At 39.1% G+C, this 15,538-nt stretch carries 12 protein-coding genes and 2 pseudogenes; 4 read left to right on the top strand and 10 right to left on the bottom strand.

Features of this window, described 5'->3' with window-relative positions; all coding sequences use genetic code 11:
• Positions 1–258: 258 nt before the first annotated feature.
• Positions 259–537 (bottom strand): annotated as a pseudogene (locus ACTXGH_RS13130) (transposase); the annotation flags it as partial.
• Positions 538–792: 255 nt separating this feature from the next.
• Here ACTXGH_RS13130 and ACTXGH_RS13125 point away from each other — a divergent pair.
• From ACTXGH_RS13125 to ACTXGH_RS13115, 3 genes are all read left to right on the top strand, one after another.
• Complete coding sequence (locus ACTXGH_RS13125) at positions 793–1,059, top strand: hypothetical protein (RefSeq protein ID WP_443561760.1); 267 nt, start codon at positions 793–795, stop codon at positions 1,057–1,059.
• A 317-nt stretch (positions 1,060–1,376) separates the two neighbouring features.
• Complete coding sequence (locus tag ACTXGH_RS13120; RefSeq protein WP_439297029.1) at positions 1,377–2,561, top strand: hypothetical protein; 1,185 nt, start codon at positions 1,377–1,379, stop codon at positions 2,559–2,561.
• Positions 2,562–2,607: 46 nt separating this feature from the next.
• Positions 2,608–4,215: a hypothetical protein gene (locus ACTXGH_RS13115; protein WP_439297030.1), complete on the top strand. Its 1,608-nt coding sequence runs from the start codon at positions 2,608–2,610 to the stop codon at positions 4,213–4,215.
• 79 nt (positions 4,216–4,294) lie between these two features.
• Here the strand turns inward: ACTXGH_RS13115 and ACTXGH_RS13110 are convergent, their stop codons facing one another.
• From ACTXGH_RS13110 to ACTXGH_RS13085, 6 genes and pseudogenes are all read right to left on the bottom strand, one after another.
• Positions 4,295–4,348, bottom strand: coding sequence for a hypothetical protein (locus tag ACTXGH_RS13110; RefSeq protein ID WP_439297048.1), 54 nt, complete (start codon positions 4,346–4,348; stop codon positions 4,295–4,297).
• 101 nt (positions 4,349–4,449) lie between these two features.
• Positions 4,450–4,647 (bottom strand): annotated as a pseudogene (locus tag ACTXGH_RS13105) (IS630 family transposase); the annotation flags it as partial.
• A gap of 602 nt (positions 4,648–5,249) precedes the next feature.
• Positions 5,250–8,396, bottom strand: a complete 3,147-nt coding sequence (locus ACTXGH_RS13100) for a tyrosine-type recombinase/integrase (RefSeq protein WP_439297031.1) — start codon at positions 8,394–8,396, stop codon at positions 5,250–5,252.
• The gene (locus ACTXGH_RS13095; protein WP_439297032.1) at positions 8,389–10,698 is read right to left on the bottom strand and encodes a hypothetical protein; all 2,310 of its coding nucleotides are present in this window, start codon (positions 10,696–10,698) and stop codon (positions 8,389–8,391) included. Before ACTXGH_RS13095 ends, ACTXGH_RS13100 begins: the two co-directional genes overlap by 8 nt.
• Positions 10,691–11,212 carry a hypothetical protein gene (locus ACTXGH_RS13090; protein WP_439297033.1) on the bottom strand — a complete coding sequence of 174 codons (522 nt, stop codon included), beginning with the start codon at positions 11,210–11,212 and terminating at the stop codon, positions 10,691–10,693. The genes ACTXGH_RS13095 and ACTXGH_RS13090 overlap by 8 nt, the downstream gene beginning before the upstream one ends.
• A 295-nt stretch (positions 11,213–11,507) precedes the next feature.
• Complete coding sequence (locus ACTXGH_RS13085; protein WP_093071416.1) at positions 11,508–11,726, bottom strand: helix-turn-helix domain-containing protein; 219 nt, start codon at positions 11,724–11,726, stop codon at positions 11,508–11,510.
• 250 nt (positions 11,727–11,976) lie between these two features.
• Between ACTXGH_RS13085 and ACTXGH_RS13080 the strand changes: the two genes are divergently transcribed.
• On the top strand, positions 11,977–12,303 hold the full coding sequence (locus tag ACTXGH_RS13080; RefSeq protein ID WP_290190361.1) for a hypothetical protein: 327 nt from the start codon (positions 11,977–11,979) through the stop codon (positions 12,301–12,303).
• 48 nt (positions 12,304–12,351) lie between these two features.
• On the opposite strand, the gene ACTXGH_RS13075 is transcribed toward ACTXGH_RS13080, so the two are convergent.
• The 3 genes from ACTXGH_RS13075 to ACTXGH_RS13065 form a co-directional block, all read right to left on the bottom strand.
• Positions 12,352–12,981 (bottom strand): hypothetical protein, encoded by a 630-nt coding sequence (locus ACTXGH_RS13075; RefSeq protein WP_299329672.1) that lies wholly within the window; start codon positions 12,979–12,981, stop codon positions 12,352–12,354.
• Between the two features lie 43 nt (positions 12,982–13,024).
• Entirely contained in the window at positions 13,025–14,047 is a 1,023-nt protein-coding gene (locus tag ACTXGH_RS13070) for a PD-(D/E)XK nuclease family protein (protein ID WP_439297034.1), read from the bottom strand.
• A 67-nt stretch (positions 14,048–14,114) separates the two neighbouring features.
• Complete coding sequence (locus tag ACTXGH_RS13065; RefSeq protein ID WP_439297035.1) at positions 14,115–15,203, bottom strand: helix-turn-helix transcriptional regulator; 1,089 nt, start codon at positions 15,201–15,203, stop codon at positions 14,115–14,117.
• Positions 15,204–15,538: the final 335 nt, after the last annotated feature.

The following is a 15,538-nucleotide window of genomic DNA, read 5'->3' as shown; positions in this document are numbered from 1 at the left end:
TCGGGGGTGTAGTGTCGTGTTTTCATCGTTGTATTCTCTCAGAATGTTGAGTCTCCGACAATCCCGGGGCGGTTCATACTGCTTTAATACGTTCAATGACACGGGTATCAGCATCTTAAGCTTTATCGGCAAGCCAAGTTTGGCTAATACTGATATCGAGTAGTTCATCTGGGCCACACAGGTCATGAGCTGAGCCATCTATTAAATAAAAACCCGTAGGATTGCCTAGCGTATCTGTACGGGTATGTATTTTAGTCGTTAGACCATCTCGGCTTCACCCAATGGCTTGATCACTTTTTTTCCAGCACTGTGCTGATGGGCTTTTGCAATAGTGGCATCTAGCATGGCATATTCATCATAGGATTGTTCAGATAGCTGATTAAAAACCTGTTCCCATACGCCTTTTTGTGACCAACGGCTAAAACGAGTATAAATCTCTCTAAAGTCACCAAAACGTTTAGGTAGATCACGCCAAGGTATGCCTGTCTTATAGCAGTACAGAACTGCTTCTATAAATAATCGGTTATCCTTTGCAGTAACACCAACGTCATTTGGTTGTCATGGTAGAAATGTTTTAATTCGCTCCCATTGGGCATGTCGTCTTGTCATAGCATCCGATCTCATATTTTTAAATATGATCTAAGTGTAGCTTATTCTGAAATATCTCCGCTAATTGATGACACGCTCTAGTTATTTTAGAATTAATATTGGGTTTATAAATTATTGTTGTGGGGTCTAACATTTTGAGTTAGCCTTTAGAATTACGATTATTTATATAGGTTTAATTTCGTCATGAGTCAGGAATGGTGGGAAGGTGATTATAAGCATGAGTACATACATCGTGAAAACTTGAAACAGCAGATGTCTACGGTTGGATGGATATATATAGGTATCGATATAAGACAAGATAATATTGCTAAAATTGGACTCACTACTAAATCATTAGCGACTAGGGCTGGTTGTAGTCAAAATCCGTTCTACACCCTACTTTGTGGTTTTAAGATTAAACATGGTGTCGAGCCACAGAAAGTTCATCAAAATGAGAAATCTAGTACATGACTTTCTATATGATAGGTTCAATCAATATATGTATTCTTACTATTGTAGTGAACGAAATATTGGTGTTATTTTTTCTTGGGAAAATAAACAGTTACTTGAAGGTGTTTCTCGAACCCCATATAAAGCCAAAGATTTGAGTTCCCCGCCTATTGATTCAAACTGTTATATACAAGGTTGCTGTGGTGAAGATTGTGATTGCTGGGACTAAATATAAGTGAGCTGTAAAAAGGCACTGTAGGCGTATATTGTTGGACTAGTTCCACTCGCTCCGAAACAGCTGAAAACATGAATGTTAGTTACCAAACAAAGAGAATGTTATGTCCGAAGGATTGACTGAATCAGAAAAATTTGTGAACTCTATATGTGAGAGAGCTTTTCTCAATCTTTGGACTCATCCAAATCCGATTGGAAAAAAAGGAAAAGAGCTTTGCGATTGCTTAATTGTCTGTGGTAAACACATCATCATCATTTCTGTAAAAGATATTAAGTACAAAGATACAGGGGATGAAGCAGGCTTTAAAAGGTGGACTAAGGCTGCAATAGATAAATCGGCTTCTCAAATATGGGGCGCTGAAAGATGGTTGAATTCTTCAGTTGAATTCACTAGGCACGATGGCCGACAAGTCGAATTGCCTCCAAAAGAAAATCGAATCGTACATCGAGTATCAGTATCACTTGGCTCACAGCGTAAAATACCAACACAGTCAGGTGATTTAGGAAATGGTATCGTGCATGTCTGCGATGAGTTCAGTCTTGGAGCAATTTTTGGTCTACTGGATACGATCACAGATTTTGTTAATTTTTTGACCGAAGTTGAGGATTTAACAAGAAGAGCTAATATAATTTTCAGCGGCGGAGGAATAGAAGATTTATTAGCAATTTATTTGTTAAACAACTATTCATTCCCTTATAGAGAAGCTGACCTGCTAATAATTGACGATACAGTTTTTAAAGGATTCATAGACTCTGATGACTATAAATCTATGCAGGAGTCATATAAGGATTCGTATTTTTGGGATAAGCTAATAGAGCACTTTATTGGTGATCTTCTTACAGACGGTATGTTTGAATATGGCGCAAATCAGGTCACTGATAGCCAACATGCTCTTATCCAAATGGCTCTCCAGCCCCGTGATCATCGAGCAAATCTAGTTGATGCCTTTTCTGAATTTTTGCAAAAACCCGAGTTAAAAATTGCTGCCAGAGTAGTACTGGCACACCAAAATACAGCATTTGTATTCCATTTAGGGCCAAGTAGTGATCGAGAAGCTCGGGTTCAAGAGCTAGGGTTAAGATGCTTAGTTGTTAGAGGTCGACTTCCTGACGTCAAAATTGTAGTTGGTATTTCCAGAGATAAGCTAGGCCCGTCAGTGGTTGGTTATTCTCATGATATTGTTTATGTGGACATTCCAGAATGGGATGATAATTTCGAAGAACAAGTAAATAAAATACAAAAAGAGCTAGGCTATTTTGAAAATGCATCTTGGGCTAAGAGGCCATAAAATGCATAACAAGACACTACTTTAGAACAAGAAAGGATTTTTAAATATGTCACACAACCTTTTTGAAGACTTTATCGATTTTTTATCCAATAAGCACGGCGAAGAAATCTGGATCACCGTTTATAAGCGCGAGCCGATCAACAATACAGCCCATGATGGCACAATGTATTGTGCACTTGTTAAGAAAGAAAAATCAGAACGTACAATGGAAAGGCCCGGCTGGGATTTGATGGTAGGTAGTGGAGGGCCAGGTTTTAGTATGTCATATGAGAATGGTGAAGAAATTACTACTTACTACACTAATCCAGACGATGACTTTTTGAGACCAGTTCTGGTTCGTGATTTTCACGGTAGGAAAGAAGATTACATTGAAATACTTGAAGAGTTCCGCCTTTTTCATAATTTATACCATGACAATGAAAGTGGTTCATTTACTAGTTTTGACGAAGTTGGCGACGAAGTTGAAGTTATAAAGATCGAACACAATGAAGTAAAAATTCGAAGGCGATATTTACGCTCTTTTATGGCTGCCCGTCAAATGAACTTACTCTTATACTTTGAGCTTACTCAGCACTACCATGAAAGCGTGGGCTTTTCTGATGACATAAAGAATGAGTCACTTACATATACGATCTATTCGGGTGACTCTTATTCGGCTGGATACACATCTTTTTCTAGGATAGTAGGAAAAAAATTAATTAGGTGTGAGACAGTGGAAAAGTGTGGCGTATGGCCATTTGAGCAAGAGAAAGAGTATCAGAATTTCATTATTGGTGGTGATACTGATGAACCTGAAATATATTCTTGTAACCCTGATGAATTAGCTAATAATTTCGGTGCCAATCCAGATTCTCCACATTACTTAACGCCTGTATTTTTTCGAAAGGAAGTTATGCAGAAATACTATAGTTCTTCTGACTATAAAATTACAGATGGGTATTTAGATAGAACAGGCGCGTGGAGATTGAGATTTGACAACAACTCACCAAATCATGTGTCAGTATTTTTAGGTGATCTAGGTCAGGACCTACCTAGCAAGGAGCAGGTCTATTGGAAGAGCTTTAATTTAATACCCGACGAAAGAAAAATAAGTAGAACAAATTTTGAGCGGAGTTTCCTAGGTAATTTCTACGATGCAGAAAATCCAGCGCACAGATTCAAGCAAAAATTTAGAGATATTCAAGAATATTGGAATAAAAAATACGGGTGGTATCTTTTCTTACCGCTTTCAATTAAAGATGAGCATTTTTATGAGTCTATACGATCAATGCTAACCAACGATCAATCAGAGTTTGATGCGCAAGTGCTTGCTCTTACCAAAGTAACTATAGACTCAATAAACATTAAGTCTCTTAGGAACCACCTTGAAGTAACAGATAATTCGACCAAATCAATATCATTAATCGAAACTCTTCTTGAACGCTTAAAATCCCCAAATTTATCCGCTCTATCCAGTCTGTTGAGAGGAGTTCAATCGGTTAGATCAACTGGTGTTGCGCATAGAAAAGGCACCGAATACGAAAAGACCATTTCCAAGCTGAAAATTAATGATGGGGATTACTCTTCTGAGTTCGATCAGCTTTTATTGGGGATGATCTGCCTCTTTGATGAAATTATGAAATTGGATTCAGGGCGTATAGTCAATCCACAATAAAACTGGAACATCCTACATCATGAAAAAGTTTAGTGAGATTATTTTCTATCCAGCCTTGGCGTAGAGATTTCGCTTGAGTTCACTTCTTTTCGATAGGATTCAGATCAGGACTATAGGGTGGTAGAAATAACAGACAATGATCATGTCTATTGAGTAGTCGTTGAACGCGCTTATGAAAGTCACATTATCCATCACGATTACATATGGTCTTGTTAAACTTGGAATAAGTGTGTATTTGCACCAGTCATAAAATACATGCCCATTGATGTTTTTCTCGAAGTAATCCAGTGCAAGTAGTGCTTTTTCATACAAGGCACTAATGACATTGGTACGCTTTTTCGCTTGCCAGTTATAGTGATCAATACAAGATTTGCCTATCGTTGCATAGCCGTGAGGACGAACATTTTCAGCCTCAAAGCCACTTTCATTCATACAGATAATGGGATAGCCTTGAAGCATAAAACTATTAAGCTTACTCTTATATTCCGCTCTTTTTATCAGACACGCTCTTGGATGCGCTAAGGCCTTTTTTGACTAATGCTAAAGCGTTTTAGAGCCAGCTCAATGCCTGACTTGCTACAAAACTAAACGCTGTTATCGCTCATACATATAATCGTCTGGATGCTGTGCGACATCTTTTGATAGCACCTCATTAGATATTTTAGTCGGTGCTTTATTTCTGATTGTTTTACGAGATAAGTCCTGCTGCTAGCTGTGAATAGGGCTTGACCTAAGATGATAAAAGTTAGCGGCTTCTCGAATAGTCATACCGTCTTTAATGCTACGTAATACTTGTTTACGAAAGTCGATTGAATAAGTCATGATTTACGCTATTAAATGAATTTTTTATATCTACAGGAACTCGTATAAAAGGTGTTTTGACAGAAATAACTAAAACTATTGGGACAGTCGGGACAAGTGGGACAACCTAGACAGTATAAGGGCTGGCTTTTTTCCCACAGCATGAAAACACCTTGGGACAGATGGGACAAAAATGTAATGAAAAATCTCATTTATCTAAATGTATGACTAAATTAATTAATCGTTATGACTAGTAGATACCCTAAATATTTCAGTATACCCGAAGATGCATAGTAACTATCTGTCATAGCTAAATTTCCATCAGAATGTTTACGTTTTTTCTGTACTACCCTAACCTCATAACCATGAAAACTCTTACGAGCACCAACACGTATTGAGCTATCGAGCCATAGCTCCTTTTTAACATTACGCACTGCTTGCTCGCTATGTGCCCTAACTTGCCAATGACTGGCATCAATAAGCTGACAACCAACTATCATGAACTCCTGTAGCATTTTAAGCTGGGTCTCCTTCATACCGAAATGAATTGATGAAGTATTTAAATTGTTTTTATCTGCAAATATATCCAAAAATAACTGTAGCTTATCAGGTGTATCAATTGACATTTGATACATACGATCAAACGCTTTGACTAAAATCTCTTGATTTTTATGTCCCGTCGGCGCACTCAAAAGCAATCTATCATCAGTAAAAACCTGACTGGCTTTATCGTAAATTTTTCTAGCATCATTGACAGTGATGCCATGACGAAGTGCGATCTCTGCCAACCGCCCTGCTCTCTTATCAACACTTATTTTTTGAAGCTCTTCCAACAGTCCAATCACATCATAAATTTTTGGATGAATAAATATAGACAGCTGAGTATCTACTGCATCATTTTGCGGGGCTTGCTGGCAAGCCATGTTAGCTGGTGTGCTGTTATAAGAAAATAGAAACTCTTTGCCCGCAATATGATTGATTAAATATCCACGCATCTTATCAAGATGCATATGTTTAGTACTGGCATTATATGCCCTGCCATCTTGCCTATTCACCGTCTGGTAACCAATACCTGTCACCATCTCAAATACGGTTATAGGCATAGCAAGCTTAGCTTGACTCATTTGCCAACCCGCCAGCAGATGCGCTGTATGGATATAGTGCTCAAACGTAGTATCAGGTGTCAGATGCCCAGCGAAGCTAGCCAGCCCAAACCATAACCCTTGAGCTTCATTATGAGCAAGAACCCCTTTCGAGATGGCCTTACAGTGAGTAGCGTTATAATCTGTCATCACCTGCGCTAGTGGCGATCCACTTAATACTAGTGCCAATTGACTAATTGCGGTATGCCGAAAGCTATGAAAAGTAAAGTCATGATTATTTAATAAGCGATCCCATATTATTTTCATCATATTACTGAAAAATACTGGCGGCAACGGCTGATCGCCCGAGCCTTGTGAGAATAAATAACGGCGCTTTAACCTTTTTTGTTGATAATAGAATGCGATGAACGGTTGCAACTCATCAATCTTGAAAAGCTTGTCTATCGGTATCACTCGTTTGGCACTGCTGCTTTTAAGCCTACGATAGCGGTTGGGTTTGAGGATTATTTTTGGCGCTTCAATCACTTGGCCATTGATAAACCCTATATCTGTAATGTCGTTAACCTTAGTACCAATGATTTCATTGATACGCATACCAGTGCGATAAGCAAGTGCTAGAACCACAAAGCATAATTGCTTTTTCTCAAAATCTAAATTTGATGACTGAATATAATCTTTCATCGCATGATACACACGTGGTGACACTATCTCAGCTTTTACTACCTGCCGATTATTGCCCCATGGAAAATAAACGTAAGGCGCATCAAAGTGTATACGCTGGTGATCGTGAAATGCTTTCAGACGCCCATAAGTAAATTTCTGGCTGTCTTTTAGGCGATCAAGATGAGAGAGCGGTTGACCGGCAGTATTGTTATCATTATCTATACCACTAGACGTATCATCAAACTCTGATGACTTACTAAATAAAGATGGCTTTCGACCGTCCTTAACCTTACTTTGAATAATCTGCTCATAAACTTCCTCAAAGTCACTGCCTTCCCACTGATTAACGTCCTCATCCATGGTTAGCATGAGCCAATCACGACCGATACAACCGCAGTATTTACTGATGGTATTAAGTCGAATGCTATGATCACCAAGTAAAGATAGCGCCCAGCTCAGTAGACGCTGAACATTGGGCTGGCTAGCGACTGTTTTTAATATTGTGATAGTGGAAATAGCGTCATTTCTGGTTAATTTAAGTGCCTCTTGAACTTCTTTGATCAGATTTTTACTAAAACTAGGGTAGTTTATGGTACCGCCTTGGCTATTCGACTTTATCGGTGATTGATAGCTGGCATTAAACAGTTCAGACCACGTTAGTGGTACAGGATTTGACTTAATGTCCTCTCGGTTATAATGGATTAGCTTATCAGTAGGCAAACCTGTCGTCTTTATATCTCCTTTTTTTACCACGGAAAGCGCCCCATCAATCAGGCTACCCTCTAGCTGTCGCCAATGGTAGTTAGCATATTTTATGAGCAGTGAGTGCTGCGGGCGATCGATATCTTTATTAGTGAGTTTAAGCGTTTTTGAGATATCGCTAATTATGGTATTAAATGGCTTTATCTTGGCAGTGTTTAACTCTTTATCCTTTAGAGCATATAAAAAACACAAGCTCATATCATCAGGAATATAATCAACAAAACGGTGTAAGCTTTCACTGTCATCAGCCGCGCAGCCATAATTATCATCACGCACTCTAAGCGGTATCACAGCCACTGACTCTGCCCTACTTTTTTCATCAGTCGCTGGCATGTCAATCTGATACATCTGACGCTCACCAAACAGCCAATCGTATAACGCTCTTAGTACCTCAATGTCATTAATACCACCATACATGATGCTGCAATACAGCACCCCTTCAACCAAGTCATTCACTGAGAAACGCCGTTTTCGTTGCCAAACCTCTATCATTGTCGTACTACTGTCTACCACAGCACGTCCATTCACAAACCAATCATAGTTAATAGTCAAGCGCTCACGAGTTGCCAGTATCGGTACCACAGGCTCATTAAGATATATCTGATGAGTTTTATTATAATCACGAACAAACTCTAAAAAACCACGCCGAGCCAATTGGAAGTTTTGAGCGGTGTCGAACGTCCCTTCTAGCAACTGGTTAATTGCTGAATAATGATGCTGCAGCTGACAAGGCGGCTGCATAGAATTTTGATTGATATATTCTTCGATTAATTTTTTAGCGTCACGCTTAACACTTTTTTTAGATTCTTCTCTATTAAGCTGTCGCAGTTTATGAGCACTGATATTATCCATACAAGCGAACCTCAATTTGTTTTAGGCAAAGATCATTGGCGACTGCATCTAGGTGCAGGCTGATCTGGTGTAATTGATTGATAAAGCTTGATGACATCGGATGCATGAATTCTTGATCCGGATGTTCATGACCGTAAAGCGCACAAATCAGGTAATCTGGCACGCGCCCTGTGAGCATGGATCGAAGTTGATGGCGCAGCCAATTATCCTGATGACTAAAAAAGTCTTGCAGCTGGTAGCGGACGCGACTTGGCGTGATACCGATAAAGCGTTTTGGATTTTTTTGGTAAATTTGAATGAGCGGTTGCTCTGATTGCAAAGTAGCATCGATGGGATAAGGCGTTTTGGGGCAGATAGGGTTATAAATGGCGGCAAATTGCTTGATATAATCAATGTAGTTTTGTATAGCAGTGATTAAAAACTGACTTAACGGAATAAGTCTACCATCAGACTGACCGTGACGCTCTTCTTTATCAGACACCCACAGTATGCGTCGCTTAAAATCAAGCTGGTTAAGCATCCCTGGTGCGTGTTTAACCGGACGGATACCGGTTTGAATCATAATAATGTGCCACAGCCAGGTGCTATAGCTATTAAATTGTGCAATATAGCGCTCGATACTGTGATTAAGCCGCCCATTATAGCTCTCAGCGCTCATAGCCAGTTGGTTAAAAAATTGCTCACACGTGGACGTTTCAAGCGCCATATCACTACCAATATAGCGTTTTTGACCATTCATTGGCACACTACACTCATCTATCAATAACGATTTTTGCTTGTCGTTACAGTATGCGCTTAGCAGTGCTACTGCTTTTATATAGGTTTGCTCTAGATCAGCAGTTTTGATGCTGGTGTAATACAGCGGCGAGCTGTGCCTTACATCAACACCTGTGAGGATGTCAGCATGTAGCGGTTTACTAAGGCCATTTTTAACCACTACAAACAATCCAGACTCGATATATTGAGTACTCAAAGCTGGCAGGTTGAGCTGATTCTTAACTTCAGTGATGGCTAGTTTGACATCATCAAGTGAAACAGTAACTTTATCCTCTAACATGATCTGCAGCGCTTCAGGTAATGCTCGCTTGAATACGCTACCATAGCTTTGCCTGTGAGCAAGCAGATGACTTCGGGTATTGGTGGTCACATCAATCTTGATAGCAATACTACTGATTTTACGGATACGGTCATAAACAAAATACTGACGCTGACTACGACTGCATTGCCAATCATCAATTATATTGTCAATACTAATACCGCTTAATAGTGACAATAGCAGTACGGCATAGCCCGTCCTATTTCCTGTATGTCCGCTCATAAAGCGCTGCCATAGCATTGCAAATAGCATTTGATAGCCAGTGATACTCAATTGGCGGTGATTGGTTGGGAAATGAAACTGATTACGGCTGGCATGTCGGTGATTGTTTCTTAATCGCCATTGCTGTAGCTCTGAGGATTTAGCGATTTGTATGGCGGGCTTAAAGTCATTGTCTAGCAATGGTACTTCATCGTTATCGGCAATATTTTCAGCGATTGCCACATTACTGTGCTTTTTTGATTGTTTCGTACCAAACAATTTTTTCTGTAATGGCTCGCCATCAATGAGCGTTGTTGTATTGATTACTTTTTGGGACTGTTTTGATTTTCTGTGACTCTTATTATAGGTTTTACCGATAAAGGCTTTATTATTGATGACCACTTCATAAGCCAACCTGATTTGACCAATTTTACTGGCAAGATGCTGATTAGCGATTTTACCCGTAGCTTCCTCTTGTTTGATCAGCGCTTCATACTTTCTGATATCATTCAAACAATCAGATAACCGATCATATTTTGCATGAATACAAATTAGCTGGCTGAGGATATCGCGCTGCGGATCAGCAGGTCTTAGTGCCATGCGAATACGAACGCCCAATTTGTCGATTTTAGCAAAATGCTTATCGTGCCTAGCCGCAATCATAAACATGATCTTGAGATAGCCACTTATAAACCGCCAAGCATCACTACCGCTATTGACAGCACCATATGCTTGATAAAATACGAGCAGCATGTATGTAACCGCCCACTCTCCTGTCTTACCCTGCCCTACAGTCTGCTGGATCACTTCAGTACAATCGATGCCCCTAAAACTAGCATTAACACATGATGTCGAACACAGTAGATCAAGCTCAGCGTCTGGCACCAAACTGACAATATCAATAACCAATGCTTGCATTTGGACATAATGCGGCGAACCTACAGGAACGATCTTATCTAATACTCGCCTATCAGTCACGTCAACAAATGCTTTAGTATCAGCCATGTACACCACCCATCCAGTTCATATTTTTAGGCAAACCTAATAAAGTCTTATCACATGCTGCCTTGCACTGTTGATACTCATAGCTGCTTTGACTGATACCTGCAAACTGACAGTAATTGCTAACAGTTAATCGATGCACGCCCATCAGCTCACACACAAGCTGCTTTGGCGCACTTTGATATATGTCTTGAAATAAGGCTGGATGGTTCACGCCAGCAAATCTAGATAGATTGAGAACCTCGCACCACGCCAGCCGCTTAATATCATGACGACTTTCAAGCGCAATCAGACAAGGCTGACGCCAGCTATTTTCAAACCTCATTACCTCATCGATTCGTGCAAAGTTATTGAAGAACTGATAATTGTCTTTATCAAGCACACATAACCGTAATACTGGTCGATAATAGTCATCTAAGCCTGCCAGCTGTGGTCGACTCAGAGGCAGTCTATGCTGTTGCCAAACCATAAAAGCAGTGTTTGCATCAGGGTGAATGGTGAGATTTTCTGAGCTCAAAATTAACAGCTTTTGAGTTGAGCGAAGAGTTTTATTTTTCACTATATACTGCTCTAAGAATCATTATTTCATTAATAGTACGTTATAACATAACATTATACAAGTGGATGATTTAATTATATTTATTAAAAAATATATTGGCTGTAAATGAGTGCAAAGTCATTAAAAAAGCTCTCACAAATAATAGCTATGCTATTATTTGTGAGAGCTATGAATATTTCTTATCAGGTAATAATATCGTTATTTTTTAGAGTTTAGAATGAATATATAGATTCAACTACATTATTTATAAAACCTAATTTTTACTGTCTTCATCAGGTATGTATTTTAATATCTCACATGGTGTCACCTCTAATACTTCACACAATTTGCTTAGCGTATCGAACTCTATACGAGTCGTCTCATCGTTATAAATCCTATGAAGTGTCGATTTACTAATATCCGTCATCCTTACTAAATCGGCAACTCGAAGTCGTCTTTCTGCTAGAAGTACAGGGAGATTACAAGAAATCACAATAAAATCCTTATTGGTAAGTAAAAAATACTTGCCAGTGACTACTTTTCTGCTAGAATAATACTCGTTGGCAATAACTAAGTTTCCGTCAAAAACTATTTTATGCTGACTAACGCTTTATTATGTCATATACCTATCTTGCTGCTCAATAGCTGGCTAATGATGGTAGGTGCGACTGGTTCAATAGATATCATTACTATAAAAAGGTAATGCTAGCCGTAGGTATCAGATCATTAAAAAGGAGTACGTTGTGGGCATCAGCATTGAATGGAGCATGACACAAAACGCTTGGGACAAACGGGTCTGTGAGGATTATTGGGCCTATAATCATAAAATCAGCTATGTGGATTATGTTAGTTTACTTTGTCAAAAATATAGCATTAGTACCCATACGTTATTTGACACCATAAGCCAATGCTACGCATGCTTAGATGATGTGTGCTGCGAATATTGCGGAAACGCCTGTCCTATTGAAGTACCTGCCGATATTGCTTATATGCGGGCAAAAGAGAGTTGGTTTTGCGCAGTATGTGAGCATGCTATGTGGCGCGGAGACTCTATTAGCAAATATAACTAGCTTCAATTGATAGTAGCAGCCAAAGCCATATGTTTATTACATGTGGCTTTACTTTTCTTCAGCATAAACTGCCTTTAAACGAAAGCAATCAGGTTCATCAATCATACTTGAGCTGTAATAAATAGATACATCATCAGTAAATAATAACGCTTCAACAGCTTCTGATATATAAGAAAAGACATCTAGTGGGAGACTTTCAACATTCTCCATTCCAACAAACAATCCTCTAGTATCATGAGCTTTTGAAAGTTGTTTCACAAGTTTATGTGTGGTTGTTTTTATTAAATCTGATTCAGACTCACCTGTGGCACTTGCTTGAACAAACTGAAATGAATAACCACACTCAAACAAGCTTATAACGTCTGCTACATCTATACCGATGATAGTACTTGCAGACTTTACATCTAGCAGTTCAATGACATCATTTACTTCATCAGGCTGACATCTAACAACCCCCTCTATAATATCCAAGCGTTCATACTTATGATCATCTGTCTGTAAGCCTACTAAAATATCAGCATCTACTTTCTGTTTTAGCGCTAGTAGTGCTTGCTCATTCCAACCGTCATTGATCATAAAACAGGCGATAACAGATGGCGAATAATGGCCTTTATTTGGTCGGTATAAGGCGACACATGGAATGTCATCTACTTTCGATTCGTCGAGCTGATATTTCATGATTAGACCTTTTGTTACTCTAAATGTTATGACACTAAAAGTATCACTCGTTTTTATTTTTATACTGACTTATCGTATGATTAATGAATTTTTGTACTTCATCCATCAGTCTATTAACCTGCTGTATATCTATGAAGTTTTCACCATCAAAGATATCTGTGTCTAGTACAGCAAAGGTCATATCCTTGCCTGAACCAAAGCGCTTCGGCTTACTCACTTTTAAATCGAACTTAGACGCTTCTGTCTTAAATAATTTATAAAGCTCATTCCTAGTTTTGCTATACCCCTTACCACTAGGAACAGAGACTTTAAAGCAAACCTTATCTTGTTCTAGTAGTAAATAGATAGCGATGTCATCTACCGTTTTCTTGAATGCCCAAAAACCCATGAACCCTCCTGACTTATTGGCGACATACTTCCAATTACCTTCTCCTAAATAAGACTGCAAATGTTGAAAAAAGCCAATCCAAGCCCGTTTTTTCCATTCTTTGACGGGTTTTGATTGAAAGCTTTGCACTGCTTCTTCAATAGACTGCAGATGGTTAAGATAATCGCTATATATATCACTCTCTTGCAGTGCCGCATTTTGTTCACTATTAAAGAGGTCTAATAAATCTCTTCTAGTTACTGGATAAAAGCCATCCTTTAACACAGCTTTGTAGTTGCTTTGATCATGCGTTTGTAAATAAATTGGGATTATCTCATCTTCTGTGAAAGTAACTTTATGATCATTAATCATAAACTGCTTGTATCGAACCAACTGATTAGAATGCTGAATACTACCTACTTTATCTTCAATTAATACGCAGTAAGTGTCGTTAATAATACAAAGGACATCAATGTTATTCACTTGACGCTTCACTACTATTTCATCAATATGGCTCGGTAGTGATTTGTTCGCTTTATCGAAGAATAACGCCAATACACTGGTTGCTATCTTATTGAGCGCTTTATGTTTATCGCTTCCTGTCTGATAGTCTTTGTCCGCCCACGATAGAAGCCAGCAGATAAAGGCGTCTTGTGATAACTCAGAGGTGGCAAATTTAAATAAGTTAGGTGTGGTCATTCTAGCTCCTTGATGACATTAAAAAAATGCATTTGTCTTTTAGTACTTTAGCAAAATTCTTGATCAACTATTTTGTATATAATTTCATCCCGCTTTCTAAACGCTCTAAAATAACCGCTTTTAACTCGTTAGGCTCAATCACCACTGCCAACTGCGACATACTGACTAGCCAGTCTTGCAAGCGCTGCGTATTGGCAACTGTTGCACGCACTTCGTTCCAAGTGTCATCGATAACCGTAATCGTTTGAGTAGATGATAACGGCCGCTCATATAAATGCTGGCAGGCATATTTTTGCACCTTTAGAACCAGTCCGATTTTCAAACCATTATTCAATTCAAGCTTTCCTAGCTTACGTAGATTCTCAAGAGTAAAAGCATTGCGCTCTACCCAGTCCGGTACCAACTGCTCTGTTACTTCAGCTGCTTCAATACGATTAACTGCAAAATTACGATGTGCCTTCAACAGGACGTTATCATCGATATGATCACTCGTTGGATTAAACCCAGTAAGATAGATCATATTGTCGATAAAAATAAGTCCTTTAGGATAGATTACCCTGATTGTAGGACTGTTACGCCATTTGTTTTGATAGCTGATTTGAAGCTGCTTGTTGTGTAATAGCGCCTGATGGATGCTAGCGAGCACGTCACTATCAAGCTTTGGTGCTTGTACGATACTGGGCAGGGTAATGAGATGATTTTGCCACTGCCCTAGTCTGCTTTGATTGAAGCTGGTCTTATCTTGACGATCTAACTGGGTCAACTTATCGCTAATACTTTGCTTGAAAGACGTTGGTAAATAATTTGCGGTATATTTATCAAGCATTTGCCAAAATAACACCGTTTGCTCATTAATGACATCAATACTAAAGCTTGGCTCAATATAAAACCTTGCCGTCTGTCCGCTGATATTCCGTCCCCAAGCTGGCAGACGCATTAAAGCGTCGCTGTAAAAGACGTCATTGAATATTTGATTGAGACTCGCTAGGTCGTTCTCTAAATTTTTACGCTCGTTTGCGTAATGGTTAGGATTATTGCCATAAACATTCATTAGCTCTGTGAGTGATATTGCCTTGTCTTTACTACGTGGCAAGCGCTGATAGAGCGCAAACAAACGGGCTGATTTTTTGTAGGTTGCGATTGGGTGTGTAGACATATGAGCTACTCTATAGGTTATCGAATCTATCAAACTGTCATCTTAAAAGTGAACTATCATAAATTGCTTTGACAACTGCCTTTGAGCAGTGCTGTGACTTGTTAGAGCTAGCAACGCCACCCGATACGGCAAGACAAAATGGCGCTTGTACTGATGTCACTGCCATCACCCTTAAATCCTCTTGATACCAATGATCTAGAAAGAAAAATAGTCTTACTGCAGTCCGTTGCTGGCATTACCTTGAAAAGCAATGGCGCACGCGTGGGCTATTGTTTCAATAAGAGGTTCATCCTCATTACTTAAAACCGCTGTCATATCCATTCGCTCATCAGTGA

This window comes from Psychrobacter sp. 1Y10 (assembly GCF_052259005.1).
Lineage (GTDB): Bacteria > Pseudomonadota > Gammaproteobacteria > Pseudomonadales > Moraxellaceae > Psychrobacter > Psychrobacter saeujeotis.
The sequence above is the reverse complement of the archived record's forward strand: the minus strand, read 5'-3'. Positions and strand labels throughout refer to the sequence as shown.

Excerpts from the sequence above, each read along its gene's own strand:
- ACTXGH_RS13125 (WP_443561760.1), top strand. The coding sequence starts at position 793 with ATGAGTCAGGAATGGTGGGAAGGTGATTATAAGCATGAGTACATACAT.
- ACTXGH_RS13100 (WP_439297031.1), bottom strand. The coding sequence starts at position 8,396 with ATGGATAATATCAGTGCTCATAAACTGCGACAGCTTAATAGAGAAGAA.
- ACTXGH_RS13075 (WP_299329672.1), bottom strand. The coding sequence starts at position 12,981 with ATGAAATATCAGCTCGACGAATCGAAAGTAGATGACATTCCATGTGTC.
- ACTXGH_RS13065 (WP_439297035.1), bottom strand. The coding sequence starts at position 15,203 with ATGTCTACACACCCAATCGCAACCTACAAAAAATCAGCCCGTTTGTTT.
- ACTXGH_RS13095 (WP_439297032.1), bottom strand. The coding sequence starts at position 10,698 with ATGGCTGATACTAAAGCATTTGTTGACGTGACTGATAGGCGAGTATTA.
- ACTXGH_RS13120 (WP_439297029.1), top strand. The coding sequence starts at position 1,377 with ATGTCCGAAGGATTGACTGAATCAGAAAAATTTGTGAACTCTATATGT.
- ACTXGH_RS13070 (WP_439297034.1), bottom strand. The coding sequence starts at position 14,047 with ATGACCACACCTAACTTATTTAAATTTGCCACCTCTGAGTTATCACAA.
- ACTXGH_RS13115 (WP_439297030.1), top strand. The coding sequence starts at position 2,608 with ATGTCACACAACCTTTTTGAAGACTTTATCGATTTTTTATCCAATAAG.